This window comes from Advenella sp. S44, assembly GCF_002810445.1.
Classification (GTDB): Bacteria; Pseudomonadota; Gammaproteobacteria; order Burkholderiales; family Burkholderiaceae_B; genus Advenella.
Window position 1 is genome coordinate 195115 of record NZ_NEXS01000008.1, and the last position, 19761, is coordinate 214875.

Genomic DNA, 19761 nt, shown 5'->3' on the forward strand with positions numbered 1-19761 from the left:
GTTCACCGCGGCGGCCCGGTTCTCTACACTGAACCCACTTGCAATATTGCGCTCTCTTAATCCCGATAGATACAGGCCCGCCCATGATTCCACGTTCAAAACTGCTTCGCACTCTTTCCATTGCTGCCCTTGCGCTCACCGGCCTGTGTCATGCGACGTATGCGAAGGACATCACCTTGCTGAATGTGTCCTATGATCCCACTCGGGAGCTGTATCAGGAAATTGATGCTGCTTTTGCCAGGCAATGGCAAGAGAAAACCGGCGACAGGCTGATCATCAAGCAGTCGCACGGCGGCTCCGGGTCCCAGGCGCGTTCCGTGGACAACGGACTGGACGCTGATGTGGTCACCCTGGCGCTGGCCATCGATATCAATACCATCGCTCGCAAGAGCAAGCGTATCAATGCAGACTGGGAAAAACAATTTCCTCACAATAGCACCCCCTTTACCTCGACCATTGTGTTTCTGGTGCGCAAGGACAATCCCAAAGGCATCAAAGACTGGGGCGACTTGATCAAGCCTGACGTTCAAGTTATCACGCCCAATCCCAAGACCTCTGGGGGCGCGCGCTGGAACTATCTGGCCGCCTATGCCTGGGCCAAGGCGCAGCCCGGCGCGACAGACGCATCGGCAAAACAGTATCTGAAGGAGCTATACAGCCACGTCCCCGTACTGGATTCAGGCGCCCGAGGATCCACCTTGACGTTTGTGCAGAGGCAGATAGGTGACGTCTTGCTGGCCTGGGAAAACGAGGCATTCCTGGCGCAACGCGAACTGGGCCAGGGTCAGTTTGATATTGTCGTACCGTCGCTTTCGGTACTGGCCGAGCCGCCCGTAGCTCTCGTAGACAAGGTCGTCGACAAGCGCGGGACCCGTGAGGTGGCCAAGGCCTATTTGAATTTCCTGTATACCCCCCAAGCCCAGCGCATCGCGATCAAGAACTTCTACCGCCCGACTGATGCGAGCCTGGCCGACGAAGCCGGCAAACTTTTTCCCCCACTGAAAACCATCTCAATTGGTCAGTTGGGCGGCTGGGACGCGGTCAACCAAAAGCACTTTGCCGATGGTGCCATTTTTGATCAGATTTATCTGAAGAAATAATGTCCATTATTACTCTAATGCTGCAATGACGCTTCTTCAAAAACAATATTCAGTCCTGCCCGGCTTTGGTATGACGCTGGGCATTACGCTTCTCTGGCTCAGTCTGGTCGTCATGATTCCGTTTGCGGTTCTGTTCGGCTGGACTGCGCAACTGGGCGTTGGCGGCTTTATCAATGCGATCTGGAGCGAACGGGTGATCCACTCGCTGTACGTGACCTTCGGCTCGTCGCTGATTGCCGTGCTGATTAACGTGGTCTTTGGCCTGGTCACTGCCTGGGTGCTGGTCAGATATACGTTCCCGGGCAAAAAAATCGTTGACGCGTTCATCGATCTGCCCTTTGCCCTGCCCACTGCGGTTGCCGGCATTGCGCTGACCACGCTGTATGCGCCCAATGGCATGCTGGGCAGCTTGCTGGCCTCACTGGGCATCCGGGTAGCCTACACGCCAACCGGCATTGTTATTGCCCTGATTTTTATCAGTCTTCCCTTCATCGTGCGCACCGTACAGCCTGTCCTGGAAGATCTGGAGCCGGAACTGGAAGATGCGGCTACCTGCCTTGGTGCCAGCCGCTGGCAAATTTTTGCCCGGGTTATTTTCCCGGCCATCGCGCCGGCCCTGCTCACCGGCGCGGCCATGGCCTTTGCCCGGGCCGCTGGTGAATATGGTTCAGTGATTTTCATTGCGGGTAACATTCCCCTGGTCTCGGAAATTACACCCTTGCTGATTACCGCCAAACTGGAGCAGTCTGATTACGCAGGCGCCACAGCGCTCGCCGTGCTGATGCTGATGATTTCCTTTCTGGTCCTGCTGCTGATCAATCTGATCCAGCGCTGGAATAACAAGCGTAACGGCATGAACTGAAGACGCAAACATGAACACAAATTTTACCCGCACCGAAAAATCATGGCTGCGTTATCTGCTAACAGCAATTACGCTTGTCTTTATCGGCCTGTTTATCGCCCTGCCCATGTTCCTGGTCTTTACAGAAGCGTTCAGCAAAGGCTGGGCATTTTACCGGCAGACATTGAGTGAGCCCGACGCGCGGTCTGCCATTTTCCTGACGATACTGACCGCCACCATTGCTGTCCCCTTGAATGTCATTTTTGGTGTCGCCGCCGCCTGGGCCATTGCCCGCTTCAATTTCCGCGGCAAAAGCTTTTTGATTACGCTCATTGACCTGCCTTTCTCGGTTTCGCCCGTTGTGGCCGGACTGATGTACCTGCTGCTCTTTGGCAACCAGACCGCGCTGGGGATATGGCTGGACGCCCATGATCTGAAAATTATTTTTGCCGTCCCAGGCATTGTGCTGGCTACCACTTTTGTCACCTTCCCTTTCGTTGCCCGCGAGCTTATTCCACTGATGCAGTCGCAAGGCGCTGACGAGGAACAGGCGGCGCTGGTACTGGGCGCAAGTGGTTTGCAGACATTATGGCATGTGACTTTGCCGAACATCAAATGGGGCCTGTTGTATGGCGTCATTTTGACCAACGCCCGGGCCATGGGGGAATTTGGCGCAGTCAGCGTCATTTCGGGCCACATTCGCGGCGTCACGAACACGATCCCGCTGCATGTGGAAATTCTTTATAACGAATTCAATATTGCCGGGGCGTTTGTATGCGCATCAGTGCTTGCGCTACTGGCAGTCGTGACCTTGGTCCTGAAGTCTTTCATCGAGTGGCGTCAGTATCGCTCACACCAGCAATCGCTGCGGCGCAGCAGCGACCCACTGAAATCTCGGACCGCCGATCCGCAGATCGGCGCTCGCGCCGCGATGAATCCGGGCTGAGACAGGACACCGGCGCCGGCGTTCACTTGCGTTGCCATTGCCGGATCAATCAATATGCAGCGGCAACGACAACCGCAATCAGAAAAAGGAACGTATTGTGAGTATTGAAGTTCGTCATATCACAAAGAAATTTGGTGACTTTACCGCACTGGCGGACATCAACCTGCAGATCCAGAGTGGTCAATTGCTGGCATTGCTGGGCCCATCAGGCTGCGGCAAAACCACGTTACTCAAGATTGTCGCCGGCCTGGAACAACCCGACTCAGGCCAGTTGCTGTTTGAAGGCGTAGATGCAACCGACAAGCACGTCACTGAACGTGGAATTGGTTTTGTATTCCAGCATTACGCCCTGTTCCGCCATATGACGGTGTTCGACAATATTGCTTTCGGCCTGACGGTCAAGCCAAGGCGCATCCGGCCATCGAAGGCGCAAATTCATGACAAAGTACACCGTCTGCTGAAAATGGTGCAGCTTGACTGGCTGGCCGACGCCTATCCCAGCCAATTATCGGGCGGCCAGCGTCAGCGAATCGCGCTGGCCCGCTCGCTGGCCGTGGAGCCGCAGGTGTTGCTACTGGACGAACCGTTTGGTGCGCTGGATGCGCAGGTGCGCAAGGATCTGCGGCGCTGGCTGCGCCAGCTGCATGACGAAATCCACTTGACCAGCATTTTTGTGACGCATGACCAGGAAGAAGCGCTGGAAGTGGCAGATCGCGTCGTTGTCATGAATCATGGACATATCGAGCAGATCGGCACACCGGACCAGATCTATGAACACCCCGCAAGCGCGTTTGTTACCCAATTTCTGGGCGACGTCAATTTGTTCCATGGCCGGATCCAGAACGAACAATTTACTCGTGGCAATTATATGCAGCCGCTGACACCGGACAATCTTCATGGAACGGCCAATGATGAAGTGACCGCATATATCCGCCCTCACGATATCGAACTGACCCAGGATGCCAGTAATGCACTGGAGCGTGGCACCATAGAACATGTTCACGCTGTCGGGCCGGTCGTGCGACTGGAGCTGGGCCGGGCCGGATCTGCAGACCCTATCGACGTTGTCATGACGCGCGAACGTTATCGGCGGCTTGGGCTGAACCTGGGCGACACGGTTTACGTCAAACCTCGCAAGATGGCCGTTTTCGCCCGCAGCAAGGAACCGGCCGCTGCGTGATGCGGTGGCCGCTGCAGGGTGCGGCGGCTGCGGCTCGATACGCCGACTGCTGCATGTTACGGATTGCCAGCCACTGTTCAGAGAGGACAGTCGGTCGCGATTCGCCAACCGCTGCGTATTACGTCCATCGTTGCTTGATATGCCGACCGTTGCTTGATACGTCGGTCGACCACTGCATAAAACACCGGCCGCTTCAGGCAGCGGCCGGTTCGTACACGCAAATCGGCGAAGAACGTTATGTCGTCGCCGGCACAGCCTTGATGATCCCGGCGGCCACCGTATTGTTGCTTACCTCATCAATCAGGATAAACGAACCGGTGACGCTGTTGACATCATAACTGTCGCTGACCAGCGGCTTTTGCAGCCGGAGCTGCACCTGCCCGATATCGTTCAGGCGCAATTGATCACTCCCCGTCTCGCTCAGCAGCGTCCTGACATCGAGCACTTTATTGATCTGGCTGATTCTGACCGGTATGCTGGCAAAGGTGTGACGCAATAGATACTTGCGTTTCAGTTCCAGCGGATCAGCATCAAACCAGCAGATATCGGCCTGAATATCCCGCGTCGGCTCAATCTGCGCGTCTGCTGCCACAAAAATATCGCCGCGCGACACGTCGATATCCCGATCCAGGCTGATTGTCAGAACATCGCCCGGCACCGCGGTTTCAACGTCACCGTCGGGGCCCAGAATTTCCTTCACAATACCGGTCTGGTTGCTTGGCAACACCCGAAGGCGCTGGCCAACATACAGTTGGCCGCCGGCCACTTTTCCCATATAGCCGCGAAAATCATCTGCCTGGTCTCCGTCCTGACGCACCACCAGTTGCACCGGAAACCGCAGGCTCGCAGCATCGTTTTCACCAGGCTGAGCCAGCTCTATCGACTCCAAGATTGACAGCAGCGGCTGCCCCTGATACCAGGGCATGCGGTCACTGCGCACGACCACATTATCCCCGCCCAGTGCCGACACTGGTATATAGTGAACGTGACCCAGGCCCAGTTGTGTGGCCAGTTGTGCATAGGCAGCGCAAATCTTGTCGAACCGGCTCTGGTCGAAACCGATCAGATCCATTTTGTTAACGGCGACCACAATATGGCGGATCCCCAGCAGACGCAACAAGGCGCTGTGCCGACGGGTCTGGTCAAGCAAGCTCACATTGTCCTGGGCATCCAGCGCACGCACCGGATCAATCAGGACAACGGCGGCATCGGCAGTGGAAGCGCCAGTGACCATATTTCGGGTGTATTGTTCGTGTCCCGGCGTATCGGCGATTATGAACTTGCGGCTGGCCGTCGAAAAATAGCGATAAGCCACATCAATCGTGATGCCCTGCTCCCGCTCCGCTTCAAGCCCGTCAGTCAGCAGCGAAAAATCAATCTGCTCGCCCGCCGTGCGCTTGTGTTTGGCATTGCGTACCGCCAGCAGCTGATCGCTAAGCACCGCCTTACTGTCAAACAGCAGCCGTCCGATAAGTGTGCTTTTTCCATCATCGACCGAGCCAGCGGTAATAAAGCGCAAAAGTCCGTTTGTTTTTTCAGTTGTCATCATATTGTTCCTGAATGTTCAGAAATAGCCTTCTTTCTTGCGCTTTTCCATGGACGCTTCGCTTACCTGGTCATCCATGCGTGTGGCGCCCCTTTCGGTAATTTCGGCGATAGCCGTCTCCCGGATAATGTCCGCCGGCGTTGCCGCGATACTGGCTACCGGGCAGGTACAACTGATATCACCGACAGTCCGAAAGCGCACGCTTACCACCTCGCTGTGCTCATCCTCCTGCATGGGCGTCAAAGGCGTGACCGGAACCAGCAGGCCCTGACGGCGCACGATTTGCCGCGCGTGAGCGTAATAAATGTCGGGCAAAGCAAGATTCTCCTGTTCGATGTACTGCCAGATGTCCAATTCGGTCCAGTTGGAAATGGGAAACACGCGAATCTGCTCCCCGGGGTGAACACGGGCGTTATACAGTTCCCACAGCTCGGGGCGCTGCGCCTTCGGATCCCATTGGCCAAACTCATCACGGAAAGAAAAAATGCGCTCCTTGGCCCGTGCTTTTTCTTCATCGCGGCGCGCGCCGCCCATGAGTGCATCAAAGCCATGCGCCTCGATCGTTTCAAGCAGGGTGACTGCCTGCGCGGCGTTGCGCGAATCGGTTGCGCGGCGCAGCTTGACCGTTCCCTTGCGAATGGAGTCTTCGACGTGTCCCACCACCAGTTTAAATCCGTGCTCTGCAACCAGTTCATCGCGAAAGCGAATGACTTCCGGATAGTTATGACCGGTATCAATATGCACCAACGCAAACGGCAATGACGAAGGTCGGTTTCCCAGGCGAAATGCCTTGCGTGCCAAATGCAGCAACACGACCGAATCCTTGCCGCCCGAAAACAGCAACGCGGGCGACCGGCTTTGCGCATAGACCTCCCGGATAATATAAATGGATTCGGCTTCCAGCCGCTTCAGATGCCCCGTGTGCAGCTGGGCCGGATGTGAATTGATCGAACCGGATAAGGTGTCCATAGTCAATAAGTTTTCCTGATGATGTATTTGTGTCGATGCGACAGATGGAATAATGTCAGTTGTGAACGTGCAGACCACATTCGCGGCTATCCTGGTTTTCCCACCACCAGCGGCCGGCGCGCGGATCTTCGCCGGCACGGACCGCCTTGGTACAGGGGTCGCAGCCAATACTCGGATAACCCTGGTAGTGCAGCGCGTTCACGGGTACGGAGTAGCGCTCTATATAGGCCCAGACGTCCTGTTCAGACCAGTCGAATAAGGGGTTATATTTGCTGATTCCCCGGGCGGTATCCCGTTCATGCAAATCCAGTGCGCTGCGCGTGACCGACTGTTCGCGACGCTGCCCGGTAATCCAGGCATCAGCGTCGGCTAGCGCGGCCGCCAGTGGCGCGACCTTGCGTATATCACAACACTGCTTGCGCGCCTTGAGACTTTCATAAAAGCCGTTTAACCCGTTCTGCTCGATATACGCCTGCACGGCTTGCTGATCGGGTGTGTAAACAGCCAGACCAGATCCGTAGCGTGTCTGGATCTGATCGAGCAGCGCGAGGGTTTCTGTGGGCAGCCTACCGGTTTCCAGCGTGAAAATATCGATATGCGTGCAAATATCCTGCTGTGTTGTTTGTACATCTCGTAGTATCACATCTGTGATAACCATATCTTCCGCCGACAGACTGGAGGCCAGTCGCGAGCGCTGATGCTGTTTTGCAATGGCAAGCAAACGCTCGCGTAACTGGCGGCTTTTTTCTTCCAGCGCGATCGGCGCGATCGCGCGGGTTGGCGGCGACCACAAGATCGGGCGCTCAAAAACCGGGGCCGCTTGCGTTGACGCAGACTGAAAAGCCATAATGAATTCGTCCCTTGCTCAGGCCAGCTCCCGACATCCGGGCTGGCCTACTTCACTGAAGGCTTAATCTTATCGGCTCACTACAGGATTAAGAACGAAGAAATATGTCTTTATTAATAGACGGCGGATATAAACCGACATGCGCCCTGGCCGCCCAACGTGTAAGAACGGCGCATTGATGTCGGACTGCGACATTATGACTGAAGCACGCGCAACAAATCACAGCTGTTTGTTATTTCAGCCGGACATGTCAATATAGAAAAACGATATAACGACACCGGATTCACGGCTGCCCACGCCGGCGCAAACTCGGGTGAGCTCACCGCTGCCATCAGGATGCCAAGCATAAAATCGGTGTGCGGTACTCTGCCCGATTTCTGATGCCGGTTTTGTTGCACGACACGGGATACCAGCCTTGCTGCACAATTTGGGATGCCCGCTATACTGCTTCGCTTCTGATGCCGGTTTTGCCGCAAGACCTGAAATACCGGCTTTTCTGCACCACTTCGGATGCCTGCTTTACACGGTGAAGCCACTGCGGATCTGCCGTGCCTGCTGCGCCTTTCAGCCAGACGCCAATATCAATTGCGCGCCTTTTTCCGCGATCAGCATGGTCGGGGCGTTAGTGTTGCCCGACGTGATGGTGGGCATGACAGAGGCATCGATAACGCGCAACCGGTCTATCCCATGCACGCGCAACGCGGCATCAACCACGGCCATGTCGTCGTTTCCCATTTTGCAGGTGCCCACCGGATGAAATATCGTCGTTCCGATATCGCTGGCCGCCCGTATCAGGTCGTCGTCGGACTTGGCCAGGGGGCCTGGCCGAAACTCCTGCGGTGAGTATTTTTCCAGTGCAGCCTGCTCGGCAATACGTCGTGTCAGCCGAATACTCTCTAGTGCAACCTGAACATCGTCGTCGGTGCTCAGGTAATTGCACAGGATATCGGGCCGGTCTTCCAGCGATGGCGACACAATTTTCACCATGCCGCGACTGGTGGGCCGGATATTGCAAACGGAAGCCGTGAAGGCCGGGAACGGATGCAGACCGTCGCCGAATTTTTCAAGCGACAGTGGCTGTACATGGTACTCCACGTTGGCGCGTGCCTGCCTTGCCGAGGATCGGGCGAAAATACCCAGTTGCGACGGCGCCATTGTCAGCGGGCCCTTTTTCATGAAAGCGTACTGCAGCCCCATTGCCGCTTTGGCAAGCCACGACTGCATCATAGTGTTAAGCGTGCGCACATTATTCACCTTGTATATCATGCGCAATTGCAAATGGTCCTGTAAATTGCGGCCTACCCCAGGCAAATGATGAATCAGCGGAATGCCCAGTGCCTTCAACAGATCGCCGGCGCCCACGCCCGAGCGCTGAAGAATCTGTACAGAACCGACAGCGCCCGCGCTAAGGATGACTTCCCGTTTGGCATTGGCATGAAAAAAATGATCGTTATGCCGAAAGCGCAAACCCTGGGCGATACGGCCTGTAAAGTTGATCCGGTCGATCATTGCATTTGTGATAACCGTTAAATTGCTGCGCTCCCGGACCGGGCGCAAGAACGCCGTGGAGGCACTGAAACGCACGCCTTTTTTCTGCGTTACCTGGAAATAGGACGAGCCTTCATTATTGCCACAATTGAAATCTTCAATTTGCGCAATACCTGCCTGCTCGGCAGCCTGCCGAAAGGCATCAAGGATATCCCAACGCAAACGTTGCTGTTCGACACGCAGCTCGCCGCCGGCACCATGAAATTCGGTCTCACCTGCATAATGATGCTCGAATTTCTTAAACAGGGGCAGCACATCGCTCCAGCCCCAGCCCGGGTTGCCGGCGTTGCGCCAGCCATCGTAATCTTCTGTTTGCCCACGCATGTAGATCATGCCGTTGATGGCCGAACTGCCGCCCAGCACGCGTCCGCGCGGATAGGCAATACTGCGGCCGTTGAGCCCGGCGTCTGGGTGCGTGGTGAAGCACCAGTCGGTATTGGGATTGCCGATGCAATACAGATAGCCTACGGGTATATGCAACCAGCGCCATTTGTCATCGCCGCCGGCCTCCAGAAGCAGGACCTTGCATGCGGGATCGGCAGACAGGCGGTTGGCCAGCAGGCAGCCAGCCGAACCGGCACCCGCAATGATGTAGTCAAAGTCTCCATACAGCGTTGTTGTTTCTGCCATGCTCCCCACTCTGCTTATTATTATTTGTTATCCGGATATGTCCGCCTAGTAATCATTATTGAAAAAAACCGGCGTTATGACAACGCGTATTTCTACCTATTCAGCGCCATTCGCTGTCAGCACCCGACACGGTTGCATCAGGATCCGACTTGGTTACGAATATCATTTCGCATGAACGCATTGATGTTGTCCACCAATTGGTCTGACAGTGCCTGGATCGCCTGGCGGCTGGCCCAGGCCACATGCGGCGTCAGGATAAAGTCGGATCGATTCATCAGGCGCATGAACGGGTGCGTATCGGGCATGGGCTCCTGGGTGACCACATCAAAACCTGCGCCGCCGATCTTTTTGTTTTCCAGCGCGTCTGCCAGCGCGGCTTCGTCTACCAGACCGCCCCTGGCCGTATTGATCAGGATCGCAGTCGGCTTCATACGCGCCAGCTCGGCGGCGCCGATCATATGATGGGTCGCCGGCGTCAAGGGCAGATGCAAGGTGAGGATATCGGCCTGCTCGATCACCTCATCAAATGGCGTGTGGGTCTGCCTGACTGCCGTTTCCCCCTTGCGGGCCGCGAACAGCACATTCATGCCCAGCGCCTGGGCACGCTTGGCTACGGCGGTTCCCAACGTGCCCGAACCGAAAATCCCGATGGTGCTATTGGCCAGATCGCTGACCGGATAGTCAAAATAGCAAAACTGGCCGCTTTGCGCCCAGCGTCCCTGGCCGACCGAAAGATGATAAGGTACCAAACTGCGACGCAAGGCAAAAATCAGCGCCAGGGTATGCTCGGGCACGGTGTTAACGGCATAGTTACGAATATTGGATACCACAATGCCTTTTTCGCGGCATGCCTTGATGTCGATGATATTGGTTCCGGTAGCGGCCACGGCCACCAGTTTGAGGGCACCGGCCTGCGCCACGTCCCGGGCCGATACCGGCACCTTGTTGGTGATAACGATTGTTGCGTCACGGATTCGGTCGGCCACCTCAGCCGGCGCGGTCTGGTCATAGGCAACCACTTCGTGGCCGAACTCGAATGCCTTGAGCGTAATAAAGTCTGGCAGCGTGGCCCGGTCAAGAAAAACGATACGTGCTATCGAAGACATGAGTTTTCCTGTGAAAGTGAAAACACGACTATACCACCGCCTGCCAGTGACTAAAATAGAGGTCTTGGTAAACCCGTTGTTTGTAAACTGAAGATGACCTCTCCTGTCACGCCGCCTGCGGCCACCTCCTCTGCCGTCACTCCCTCTCCTGACACGTCTTCCGTGCCGCCATCGCTTCGTCAGGCGGCACTGGATGCCCTGGCCGAGCCCGATCCGTGTAAAAAAATCGCGGCTGTTGACCGCATGGTAGCGACGCTGCCCCTCTGCGCCGACCTGGTCCTGCACGCCACGCAGCCGCTGCCGGGGCGTCCGCAACGGCCACAATTGGTAGACCCGCGCGAGGTATCGGTACGCTCGACACAGACGCAACAGGGAAAAGCCGCACTCTTGCACGCCATTGCCCATATTGAATTCAATGCCATCAACCTGGCACTGGATATTATTTGGCGCTTTCCCGGCATGCCCGACGATTTCTACTACGACTGGCTGCAAGTGGCTCGCGAAGAGGCCTATCACTTTTCCCTCGTGCGAGGGCACCTGGCTGCGTCGGGCTATCAGTATGGCGACTTTGCAGCCCATAATGGCTTATGGGATATGGCGGAAAAAACCGCCAACGACATTCTGGCCCGGCTTGCACTGGTGCCGCGCACGCTGGAGGCGCGCGGCCTGGATGTATCCCCGGCCATCCAGAACAAGCTGCGCGCAGCCAAAGACAACCGCGGCGTTGAGATTCTGGATATTATCCTGCGCGATGAAATCGGACATGTCAAAACCGGCAATCGCTGGTACCTGTACTGCTGCGAGCAGCAAAACCAGGATCCCGTTGCCGCTTATGCGACGCTGATCGATATCTATCGCGTCAGTAAGCCTCGCGGGCCCTTTAATGTGCAGGCCAGAATGGCGGCCGGATTCACCCAGACCGATATTGATTGGCTCAATTCCTTATAATTGCACTATTGGTCTTCACAGGCCGGCTTGATCCGGAACCTGGCAATAGAACCAATGCCTTTTCATACTAACGGAAATATTATGGACGTTCTGGTACTTGGGGCCGGCATCATTGGGCTGACAACTGCTTATTATCTCAACCGGGACGGATTCAACGTCACTGTGGTCGAGAGAAACAACGATGTTGCGCTGGAGACCAGTTTTGCCAACGGGGCACAACTGTCATACAGTTATGTTGCGCCTCTGGCCGGTCCGGGCGTCATGAGTCACGTACCCAAATGGTTGCTGGATCGCAACTCGCCCCTGCGTTTTCGTCCCAGCCTGGACCCCGCCACCCTGTGCTGGAACATGCGTTTTGTCAAAGCCTGCAATGCGGCTCAAAGCAACCAGACAACGCGCCAATTGCTTGCCCTGTCCTTTCTGAGCCGTGACCTGTATCATGAAATGATGCAACAGGAGGCCATCTCCTTTGATCATAAACGGGCGGGCAAGCTGGTGGTGCATCGCAGTCGTAATTCTTTTGATCATGCCGTCGAACAACTGGACTATCAACGTTCACTGGGTTGCGAACAACGCGCCATGTCGGTCGAAGAATGTATTTCGCTGGAGCCGGCGCTGCAACGTATGCGCGATCATCTGAGCGGCGGTATCTTTACCGAAAGCGAAGAAAGTGCAGACTGCTTCCAGCTTGCCGTTGCCCTGAAAAACATTTTGCAGCAGCGCGGCGTCGCCTTCCGGTTCAATACCACCGTCAGCCGCCTTGTGGCCGACAGCAATCGCAAAGTAAGCGTGCAAACCACTGCGGGAGAACACCTTACCCCCGATCATATCGTGGTGGCACTGGCCTGCGAGAGCACAGCGCTGCTCAAGCCGCTGGGTATTGCGGTACCGGTCAGTCCGCTCAAAGGCTACAGCCTGACCGTGCCCATTGAGCAAGCCGCCGACGCGCCGATGGTCAGTATTACCGATTATGAACGCAAGGTCGTTTATGCAAGGCTGGGAGAACGCTTGCGCATCGCCGGCATGGCCGACATGGTGGGCTTAAACCGTCGCATTGATACGGCGCGTATCGATGCGCTGAAGCAGGAAGCACGCAATCTGTTTCCCGATGCGGGCAATTATGATCTGGCCACGCTCTGGGCCGGACTGCGTCCGGCAACGCCTAAAGGCAAACCCATTATTGATGCTACCCGCTATGGTAACCTGTGGCTCAATATTGGCCAGGGCGCCCTGGGCTTTACCCTGGCGCCCGGGTCAGCCAGCGTGATCAGCCATTTGCTGCGCGGCCAGGCTCTGCCATTTGGTAAAAACGTGTTTACGCTGGCCGATGCCTGAGCACGCGGCACAGAGGGCTCCCGAAACGAAATGAAGCAACCGGGCGCCCAACCGCCGTGGCTCGGCCTTGTTTTTATGCGACTATATCGTATTTGTCGTACATTTGTTTAATGCTGATTTAATGCCAATATAACGCTGAGTTGATGCCGATTTAATGCTGACTGACTTAACGCTGATTTGACGGTAATCTGATACAAATATTACGCTCATTTTAGATTTACTGACCCAGATTTATTGCCCGAATAACCCGCGTCCGTCAACCGATCTTGTAACGCAAATGCCTGACGCTCGCTTTAAGCCCACCGAGACCTGCCGCCATGCTCCAGAGAATCCTCCTGCCCATTATCGTCTTTATCATTGTCCTGATCGGCCTGACCTTCGGCGAAGGCGTGTTCACCGCCCTGGCTGTGTGGCTGCATGACATCACCGGTCTGGTCATTTATAACTTTTCCGATCTGTATTACACCGTTTCGGAATACGTCTCGCGGCATCCCGTCAAAATCCTGGTTGCCCTGGTTGTGACGGCCATCGTGTGCATCTGGATATACAAGAACAAGGATGAAGAACTGACGCGCCAGGCCAGTTCCCGCAAAATCGCCATTTTTCTGGCGATTTTCCTGGGCTGGCTGGGTGCACACCGCTTCTACAACGGCCAGATCGGGATGGGATTACTGTATCTGATCATCAGTTTCATCTGGTTGCCGCTCTCAGTCTTTCTGGGCCTGATTGATGCGGTAAGATACATTTTTATGAACGACGAAGAATACCGTCTGCGCATTCAATCGTCATAACAACCCACGCGGCAAGGGTGCAGACGGCCCGGCCCTTCTGCCCGCCTGAACGACGCAAGGAGCGCCCGTGAATCTGAATGACCTGACCATAGCCACTGATAATCTTAATCAGCCGCGGCTGCTGAATCACTGGCAATGGCTGCTGCCCGCCCAGGTCGAAATTCTGCTTGTCACCAAAACGGCCGACTGCTTTTTACTTGAGCCTGAAACCGGTCATATTCTGTTTCTGGACACCAACGACGGTGAACTGGAGCACATTGCCGCTGACTTTGACGAATTTCGCGCCGTGCTTGCCGATCCCGAATTCATTACCGACTACTTTTCGCTGCTGGTAATGGCACCGTTGCTGGAAACGCAGTTACCTGACAATGCCGTTTTTGCACTTGCCACACCGCCGGTCCTGGGAGGGTCGTACGACACTGACGAACTCACGCCCGTGGATATTTACCAGTATTTTGATGAAATGGGTGCACTCTGGCAAAAACTGAGCCAGATCGAGATCCCTGACGACGCCGCCGATGAACCTGGTTTACCGTCGGATAGCAATAACGACAGTCAAAAATCTGAATAAAATTCAACACCAAACGTTGCAGTCAATTTAAGCAGGACAAAAATGAGCGATTCCCTTGCGTTCCAGGCTTGCACACTAAAGCATTTTCCGGCGGAACTTGGCACGACCGAGCACAACACCTTTGCCGCAGCCCGGCTTAACGTCTACGAAAACGCCTTTGCCTTCCCGTTGGCGGTGCTCAATCAGTCCGCCCTGGAACACAACGTGCAATGGATGCAGCGTTTTGCGCGGGACAAGGGAGTCAGCCTGGCACCACATGGCAAAACCACCATGTCACCTGAACTGTTTGAACTACAACTTGCCGCCGGCGCCTGGGGACTGACCTTTGCTACCGTGTTTCAGGCCCGGACCGGGATCCGGGCCGGTGCAAAGCGTATTATTATTGCCAATCAGGTTATTTGTGATGCCGATCTGCACCAATTGCAGTCGCTATTGCAAACGCATCCCGACCTGCGGATCTGGTTTCTGGTCGATTCCATTGAACAGGTCCGTTATATTGAAGCCTGGGCCAGACGTTACAGGGACAACAATCAACAACAAAGCCTACGTTTTGAATGCTTGCTGGAAATTGGTATCGCAGGCCAGCGCACAGGCTGTCGCCAATTTGAACAGGCACTGGCGCTGGCCCGCTGCATACATCAATCACCCATACTTGCGCTGGGTGGCATCGAATGCTATGAAGGCAACCTGGCGACTGATACAGAAAAGGACAAGCCTGCCGTTGACGCGCTCATGGGCCGTTGCGAAGCAGTCGCACGCGCCTGCGATCAACAACAGCTGTTTGATACCGAGGAGATTATTATCTCGGCCGGCGGCTCGGCCATTTTTGATCTGGTCGTGCCCGGTCTTAAAATCGAGCTGGGCCGGCCCGTGCGCGGCGTCCTTCGTTCGGGATGCTATATTACACACGATCATGGTGTCTATCACCGTCATCTGGCTAAAGTTCAAGAGCGCGAAGGCCTGCAGGAAAGTTTACTGCCCGGCCTCGAAGTGTGGACCATGGTGCAATCGGTACCCGAGCCGGGGCTGGCACTACTCACTTGCGGTAAACGGGACATTTCCTATGACCTGACCCTGCCGTTTGTCACTGGCTACGCACCGATAGGCGAGCAGGCTCGCAGCGTGCCGCAACCGAGCTGGCAGATTGCCGCGCTCAACGACCAGCACGCCTATTTACATTTTGATGCCACCAGCCCTGCGCCGGTTGTGGGCGACAGGGTAATTTTGGGCATCTCCCATCCCTGCACGACATTCGATAAGTGGAAATGGATGCCCATTATCGATGAAAACGGCCAGGCGCTATCCTACATTACTACCCGCTTTTGAATGCTGCCGCGATTCTCCCGTTGCACGCCGCTCACCGACTAGCTCGCGGTGAAGTGTTGCCGGGCGAACCACTCCGCGCAGTCGTTGTTGCGGGCCAGGCATTGGGCGTGCAGCAGCTGCGATACGTCAGCGCGCGGCGGATACGTCGCCGGCTGTCAAGTTAATCCGGTAACTCCCGCGTCGCTGCGGCCACCGCCATCATTCGCGTTGTGGGTGGCATCTGCAACTCGTCAAGGTGCTACGAGCAAAAGCGTTGGTGCTCAGAGATTAGCCGCACATCACAAATGCCATTGGCGAGCGCGACATTTGGCTCAGAACAAAATATTCCATTTGCGATCTGACCAGACCAGCACAGCCGACACGATGGTACTGGTAAACATCACCATGACAAACAATGGCGTACCCTGCTCCATCCAGCCTGTGTTTAGCAAAATATTGATAAAGAATACATGGGTCAGGTAAATGGCAGTCGAAAGTTTGGAAAGAAAGTCGGTATTTAATCTTGCCGAGCGGCTGTGAAAGAAAATAAAAATGAGCGGACAAAGCAACAGCAGCGACAGATACATATCCACGCCCGCCTTGGCCGGATGCAGAAAATAATGGACAGAGCTCTCCAGTACCAGCAACAGGGCTGCCACCAATATCGCGCCCAGCAATTGCGGATCCCGACGCGGCAATTTGTGCAAGCGGTGTTTGGCAATCTGGTAGCCTATGGCAAACAGGGGAAAACCAAAGAAAAGAAAGTTGCGAAAAATCCAGCCCGAATTCAACAGGTATCCCGCCAGCCCCTCTTCGATGGGCGCATAATTGCCGAGTGCCTGCAGCACGTAGCCCGCCACAAAGAGCGCGACGGCGGCAACAAGAATATGTTTATCACTACGCCTGCGCATTAAATACAATACCGCCCCGGCGCCCAGGGTGCCGACCAGATACCACAGGTGGTGATAGCCAAACACCAGCTTTTCCAGCAGCCCGATCTGATCGCGGGCCAGTTCCCAATGGACTGGCCAGTAGAAAGGCAAATACAGCAACATCCAGATGCCATACAACACAGCCAGGCGTTTGGCCCAACTGCCAAAAGAACGATTTCGCGCGATCAGAGGATAGAAATAAAAACCATTGATGATAAAGAAAATCGGCACGGCAATGCGCAGCAGTCCGTTTACGAATATGTAATTAAGATACTCGGCGGTTTCGGTAAACAACGACGCATGCAGAGCGACCACCATCATTGCCAATGCTATTTTCAGGCCATCTGTTCCCGCGTTACGCTGCATGTATCATCCTCTGTTGAATCGGACATTGTAACGATCCATGGCCTTCATGTCATGAGGGATGCCTACCAATTGCTGTCGAATGTAACCGAAAGCGTTAGCGGCCTGGTGAGCCACTGACGGCCAATTATGGGCGTAGTACCACAACGAGCAGCCGCGTTTGCGGTCAGTCAAAACAACGGCAAGGAATACAAACCAAAGTGATCGAAGTACCATGTATGTGAAACGGGATTGAATTGGTTCGATCATAGTCGTGAAGTCAACGCCATGAAAGTATTGAAATCTCTACTCTTGTTTTTCTTATTAATGTTAGCTGTGGGTTATACAGGCTCGCAGCTATTGCTCTATAAACAAGCGCCTGAATATAACCAGCAGGCAATCGACGCCGCCGAGTTCTTCACCACCAGGAGCGTCCTGATTTTGCCGGAAAAATGAACGACGGGCCTAATGGGAAAAAGCCAAAAGACACGCGTTACTAAGGGCTTAATCGTCATGAAATGCAAAGCACATTGTTTAGCAAGTGCCAGCACGAGTCATTGACGACCACAGGGTGTGTTGCCGCAATGCGCAGCGTGCCGTCATTCACACACTGTCATTCCAGGTCGCGGGCGCACCAGACCAACAGTCAGCGATGCTGGACGACCTTTGTCAGGGTCTATGCTATGTTCAACGCACCCGCTTGCACGCAACACCGCATGGCTGCATCAGACAGCGTTTGTCCCTGCCATCCTTGCCTTTCATCGGGTCGTACGTTTTTGCACCCACTGGCGGGCTGGCTGCGCGCCCGGGCCAAGCCGCGCTCGCATGAGCGGCGCAACATACGCATACGCTCTTTACTTGATAGAGGTTAATGCACTTCGCTATGGTTTTTAAATTGGAAGGCGGTTTAGCCCTTACCCGGCAAATGCTGGTATATGGAAGTGTATTTCTGGTTCTACCTGTCGTGATGGAACAACCCACCGCTTTTGAATTAAATTATGCAGTCATTGGATGCCTGCCTGGATTGGCGATATTTCCAACCATCTTTGGGTTTTACTGCAACACCAAAGCCATCGAGTACCTTAGCCCATCACAAGTGCAAATTCTTGAACTGAGCGAGCCCATTTTTGCTGCGCTTATCGCGTTCGTTTTCTTGCATGAAGTACCCGGGCCTTCCACCCCCTTCGGCGGCATGTTAATCGTCCTGTGTATCTCGATCGCTAACGGCTTGCTTCATTTTTCACACAATAGCCGGTCTGTCAATTCTATAAAATAATCGGTATAAATAAAACGATTGCCCCGAAACGGACTATCGCGCCCCGGTCAGGTATTTCCCGAGATGCCCCGTTTTCAGATAGAAGAGTGCACCGTCCGGACCAGCGACAAATTCAGGATGCTCGCCTGGTGGCAAACGCAGCCAACTGCCCTGCCCATACTCATGCACGGTCTCGTGCAGGCTTCCTTCGAGCACAAGCATTTCCGCCCCGTCAACGAAATGACTGAAGAGCCGTGCGCCGGCGTCTGGCTTCTCAAGCGACACCCGTTCACGTTCGTCGGTGAACAAGGGGCAAGACGCTCCCTCACTGTGCCGGATCCACGCGGACGGTTCATGTGTGTTGATACGCACGCTGCGGTGCTCACCTTCGAGCATTTGTCGCAGCTTCACAAATATAGTGGCGCCCTCATTGGTAAAAGGCTGATGGCGGGATCCGGGCGGATTACGCAAGTACCAGCCAGCCGGGTAATCACCGCCCTCGTCCGAAAACGTTCCGAAGAGCACCAGAATTTCTTCACCCCCCGGATGTTGATGCCCAGGAAAACGGGATGCCGGCGCATAGCGAACGATGCTGGTTGCACGGGCTTTTTCTTGACCGATACGATCGAGCATCACACGCTCCACACCGGGCTGCGGCGAGGCAATCCAATGGTAGTGTTGTGACCGCAACGCTGCCCGCTGTGAAAAATCGGAATGGATCAACATAGTGAAAGTCAAAAAATAGTCATGAAAAAAAGTCCGACAAGATCAGAGACGGAACAGCCCGGCCCTGATGGGCCCGGCAAAAGTAATAGCCGGCAAATAACTCATACTTCCGGCCCTGTGATTTCGGCTCTACCTTCTCGGCTCTACGTTTTCTGTTCTGTATTACAGGAGCAGGCCCACGAAGTCAGTTGCGATGCAAATCGTATTGGCGAGCCAATGCTGTTACTGAAACGCCGCGCTTGTGGCACTGATTGAAGATCTACTTTAAATTGCCGACTGAACTTTGCGGCGATCACGCTGCGCTTTTTGAGCACCAAACTCGTCAGGACGCATTTACTCCACCGTCTGGGATGAATTAGTCCACCAAGAATTTGCTGAAGCCCCTATGATCTCGGATTTACCGCTTACATTCAAGAGGAACCAGCCTTGAAGGTCGCTGAGTAAGCGCGCCGAATGCGTTTAATAAGAATTATTCGTTTGTCATCGTGTCCGCTTATATTCGTGGACGCTATCCTGGCATCCTTGATAAGAGCTCGCAAGGTGGTTTTACCGGATGCTTACGATATGCGGTCTACAAGCATGCGGTCTACCGCGAATTGGAGACCAACGCACAAACGCCCCGCAATGGCGACATTGCGGGGCGTTTGAAGGAATAAAAAGCCTGACGATGACCTACTTTCACAGATGTCCATCCACTATCATCGGCGCAAAGGCGTTTCACTATCCTGTTCGGGAAGGGAAGGAGTGGGTCCACCTTGCTATGGTCGTCAAGCGTAAGCTGGTATGGCTTAGCGCTAGCTGGTTGCTATGCGTTAGCAATTTGGAAGAAGCACAAGCTAGTTG

General features: G+C 54.8%; 18 protein-coding genes and 1 rRNA gene. 11 read left to right on the top strand and 8 right to left on the bottom strand.

The genetic code is table 11. From position 1 onward, the window contains the following. Positions 1-83 precede the first annotated feature (83 nt). The 4 genes from CAP48_RS13780 (at position 84) to CAP48_RS13795 (ending at position 4067) form a co-directional block, all read left to right on the top strand. Positions 84-1100 (top strand): sulfate ABC transporter substrate-binding protein, encoded by a 1017-nt coding sequence (locus tag CAP48_RS13780; RefSeq protein ID WP_100697669.1) that lies wholly within the window; start codon positions 84-86, stop codon positions 1098-1100. A gap of 25 nt (positions 1101-1125) precedes the next feature. Continuing rightward, the gene (gene cysT / locus CAP48_RS13785; RefSeq protein WP_100697671.1) at positions 1126-1962 is read left to right on the top strand and encodes a sulfate ABC transporter permease subunit CysT; all 837 of its coding nucleotides are present in this window, start codon (positions 1126-1128) and stop codon (positions 1960-1962) included. A 10-nt stretch (positions 1963-1972) separates the two neighbouring features. Beyond that, positions 1973-2887, top strand: coding sequence for a sulfate ABC transporter permease subunit CysW (cysW, locus tag CAP48_RS13790; RefSeq protein WP_100697673.1), 915 nt, complete (start codon positions 1973-1975; stop codon positions 2885-2887). Positions 2888-2984: 97 nt separating this feature from the next. Further along, positions 2985-4067 (top strand): sulfate/molybdate ABC transporter ATP-binding protein, encoded by a 1083-nt coding sequence (locus CAP48_RS13795; protein ID WP_100697730.1) that lies wholly within the window; start codon positions 2985-2987, stop codon positions 4065-4067. Positions 4068-4302: 235 nt separating this feature from the next. Here CAP48_RS13795 and CAP48_RS13800 read toward each other — a convergent pair whose 3' ends face one another. From CAP48_RS13800 to CAP48_RS13820, 5 genes are all read right to left on the bottom strand, one after another. Next, the gene (locus CAP48_RS13800; protein ID WP_100697675.1) at positions 4303-5613 is read right to left on the bottom strand and encodes a sulfate adenylyltransferase subunit 1; all 1311 of its coding nucleotides are present in this window, start codon (positions 5611-5613) and stop codon (positions 4303-4305) included. Between the two features lie 18 nt (positions 5614-5631). Beyond that, the gene (gene cysD / locus CAP48_RS13805; RefSeq protein ID WP_100697677.1) at positions 5632-6582 is read right to left on the bottom strand and encodes a sulfate adenylyltransferase subunit CysD; all 951 of its coding nucleotides are present in this window, start codon (positions 6580-6582) and stop codon (positions 5632-5634) included. Between the two features lie 55 nt (positions 6583-6637). After that, positions 6638-7432 (bottom strand): phosphoadenylyl-sulfate reductase, encoded by a 795-nt coding sequence (locus CAP48_RS13810; RefSeq protein ID WP_369806358.1) that lies wholly within the window; start codon positions 7430-7432, stop codon positions 6638-6640. A gap of 561 nt (positions 7433-7993) precedes the next feature. Next, positions 7994-9607, bottom strand: coding sequence for a GMC family oxidoreductase (locus CAP48_RS13815; RefSeq protein ID WP_100697681.1), 1614 nt, complete (start codon positions 9605-9607; stop codon positions 7994-7996). 137 nt (positions 9608-9744) lie between these two features. Beyond that, positions 9745-10713, bottom strand: coding sequence for a D-2-hydroxyacid dehydrogenase (locus CAP48_RS13820; protein ID WP_100697683.1), 969 nt, complete (start codon positions 10711-10713; stop codon positions 9745-9747). Between the two features lie 93 nt (positions 10714-10806). Here CAP48_RS13820 and CAP48_RS13825 point away from each other — a divergent pair, with 93 nt between their 5' ends. The 5 genes from CAP48_RS13825 to CAP48_RS13845 all read left to right on the top strand — a co-directional run bounded on the left by CAP48_RS13825 (position 10807) and on the right by CAP48_RS13845 (position 15684). Next, a complete protein-coding gene (locus CAP48_RS13825; RefSeq protein ID WP_100697685.1) occupies positions 10807-11661 on the top strand; it encodes a ferritin-like domain-containing protein in 855 nt (284 codons plus the stop codon). A gap of 81 nt (positions 11662-11742) precedes the next feature. Continuing rightward, entirely contained in the window at positions 11743-12996 is a 1254-nt protein-coding gene (locus tag CAP48_RS13830; RefSeq protein ID WP_100697687.1) for a D-amino acid dehydrogenase, read from the top strand. Between the two features lie 317 nt (positions 12997-13313). Then, positions 13314-13787: a TM2 domain-containing protein gene (locus CAP48_RS13835; protein WP_100697689.1), complete on the top strand. Its 474-nt coding sequence runs from the start codon at positions 13314-13316 to the stop codon at positions 13785-13787. Positions 13788-13854: 67 nt separating this feature from the next. Continuing rightward, a complete protein-coding gene (locus CAP48_RS13840) occupies positions 13855-14358 on the top strand; it encodes a T6SS immunity protein Tdi1 domain-containing protein (protein ID WP_100697691.1) in 504 nt (167 codons plus the stop codon). Between the two features lie 42 nt (positions 14359-14400). After that, positions 14401-15684: an amino acid deaminase gene (locus tag CAP48_RS13845; protein WP_100697693.1), complete on the top strand. Its 1284-nt coding sequence runs from the start codon at positions 14401-14403 to the stop codon at positions 15682-15684. 311 nt (positions 15685-15995) lie between these two features. Here the strand turns inward: CAP48_RS13845 and CAP48_RS13850 are convergent, their stop codons facing one another. Then, positions 15996-16961 carry an acyltransferase gene (locus CAP48_RS13850; RefSeq protein WP_100697695.1) on the bottom strand — a complete coding sequence of 322 codons (966 nt, stop codon included), beginning with the start codon at positions 16959-16961 and terminating at the stop codon, positions 15996-15998. Positions 16962-17225: 264 nt separating this feature from the next. Between CAP48_RS13850 and CAP48_RS20360 the strand changes: the two genes are divergently transcribed. Then, on the top strand, positions 17226-17393 hold the full coding sequence (locus tag CAP48_RS20360) for a hypothetical protein (protein ID WP_197707276.1): 168 nt from the start codon (positions 17226-17228) through the stop codon (positions 17391-17393). 427 nt (positions 17394-17820) lie between these two features. After that, positions 17821-18213 (top strand): DMT family transporter, encoded by a 393-nt coding sequence (locus CAP48_RS13860; RefSeq protein WP_161495265.1) that lies wholly within the window; start codon positions 17821-17823, stop codon positions 18211-18213. Between the two features lie 33 nt (positions 18214-18246). On the opposite strand, the gene CAP48_RS13865 is transcribed toward CAP48_RS13860, so the two are convergent. Both CAP48_RS13865 and rrf read right to left on the bottom strand, forming a co-directional pair. After that, the gene (locus tag CAP48_RS13865; protein WP_100697699.1) at positions 18247-18918 is read right to left on the bottom strand and encodes a cupin domain-containing protein; all 672 of its coding nucleotides are present in this window, start codon (positions 18916-18918) and stop codon (positions 18247-18249) included. A gap of 659 nt (positions 18919-19577) precedes the next feature. After that, positions 19578-19690: ribosomal RNA gene (rrf, locus tag CAP48_RS13870) — 5S ribosomal RNA — on the bottom strand. Positions 19691-19761 lie beyond the last annotated feature (71 nt).

Excerpts from the sequence above, each read along its gene's own strand:
- CAP48_RS13780 (WP_100697669.1), top strand. The coding sequence starts at position 84 with ATGATTCCACGTTCAAAACTGCTTCGCACTCTTTCCATTGCTGCCCTT.
- cysT (WP_100697671.1), top strand. The coding sequence starts at position 1,126 with ATGACGCTTCTTCAAAAACAATATTCAGTCCTGCCCGGCTTTGGTATG.
- cysW (WP_100697673.1), top strand. The coding sequence starts at position 1,973 with ATGAACACAAATTTTACCCGCACCGAAAAATCATGGCTGCGTTATCTG.
- CAP48_RS13800 (WP_100697675.1), bottom strand. The coding sequence starts at position 5,613 with ATGACAACTGAAAAAACAAACGGACTTTTGCGCTTTATTACCGCTGGC.
- cysD (WP_100697677.1), bottom strand. The coding sequence starts at position 6,582 with ATGGACACCTTATCCGGTTCGATCAATTCACATCCGGCCCAGCTGCAC.
- CAP48_RS13815 (WP_100697681.1), bottom strand. The coding sequence starts at position 9,607 with ATGGCAGAAACAACAACGCTGTATGGAGACTTTGACTACATCATTGCG.
- CAP48_RS13820 (WP_100697683.1), bottom strand. The coding sequence starts at position 10,713 with ATGTCTTCGATAGCACGTATCGTTTTTCTTGACCGGGCCACGCTGCCA.
- CAP48_RS13825 (WP_100697685.1), top strand. The coding sequence starts at position 10,807 with ATGACCTCTCCTGTCACGCCGCCTGCGGCCACCTCCTCTGCCGTCACT.
- CAP48_RS13830 (WP_100697687.1), top strand. The coding sequence starts at position 11,743 with ATGGACGTTCTGGTACTTGGGGCCGGCATCATTGGGCTGACAACTGCT.
- CAP48_RS13835 (WP_100697689.1), top strand. The coding sequence starts at position 13,314 with ATGCTCCAGAGAATCCTCCTGCCCATTATCGTCTTTATCATTGTCCTG.
- CAP48_RS13845 (WP_100697693.1), top strand. The coding sequence starts at position 14,401 with ATGAGCGATTCCCTTGCGTTCCAGGCTTGCACACTAAAGCATTTTCCG.
- CAP48_RS13850 (WP_100697695.1), bottom strand. The coding sequence starts at position 16,961 with ATGCAGCGTAACGCGGGAACAGATGGCCTGAAAATAGCATTGGCAATG.
- CAP48_RS20360 (WP_197707276.1), top strand. The coding sequence starts at position 17,226 with ATGAAAGTATTGAAATCTCTACTCTTGTTTTTCTTATTAATGTTAGCT.
- CAP48_RS13860 (WP_161495265.1), top strand. The coding sequence starts at position 17,821 with ATGGTTTTTAAATTGGAAGGCGGTTTAGCCCTTACCCGGCAAATGCTG.
- CAP48_RS13865 (WP_100697699.1), bottom strand. The coding sequence starts at position 18,918 with ATGTTGATCCATTCCGATTTTTCACAGCGGGCAGCGTTGCGGTCACAA.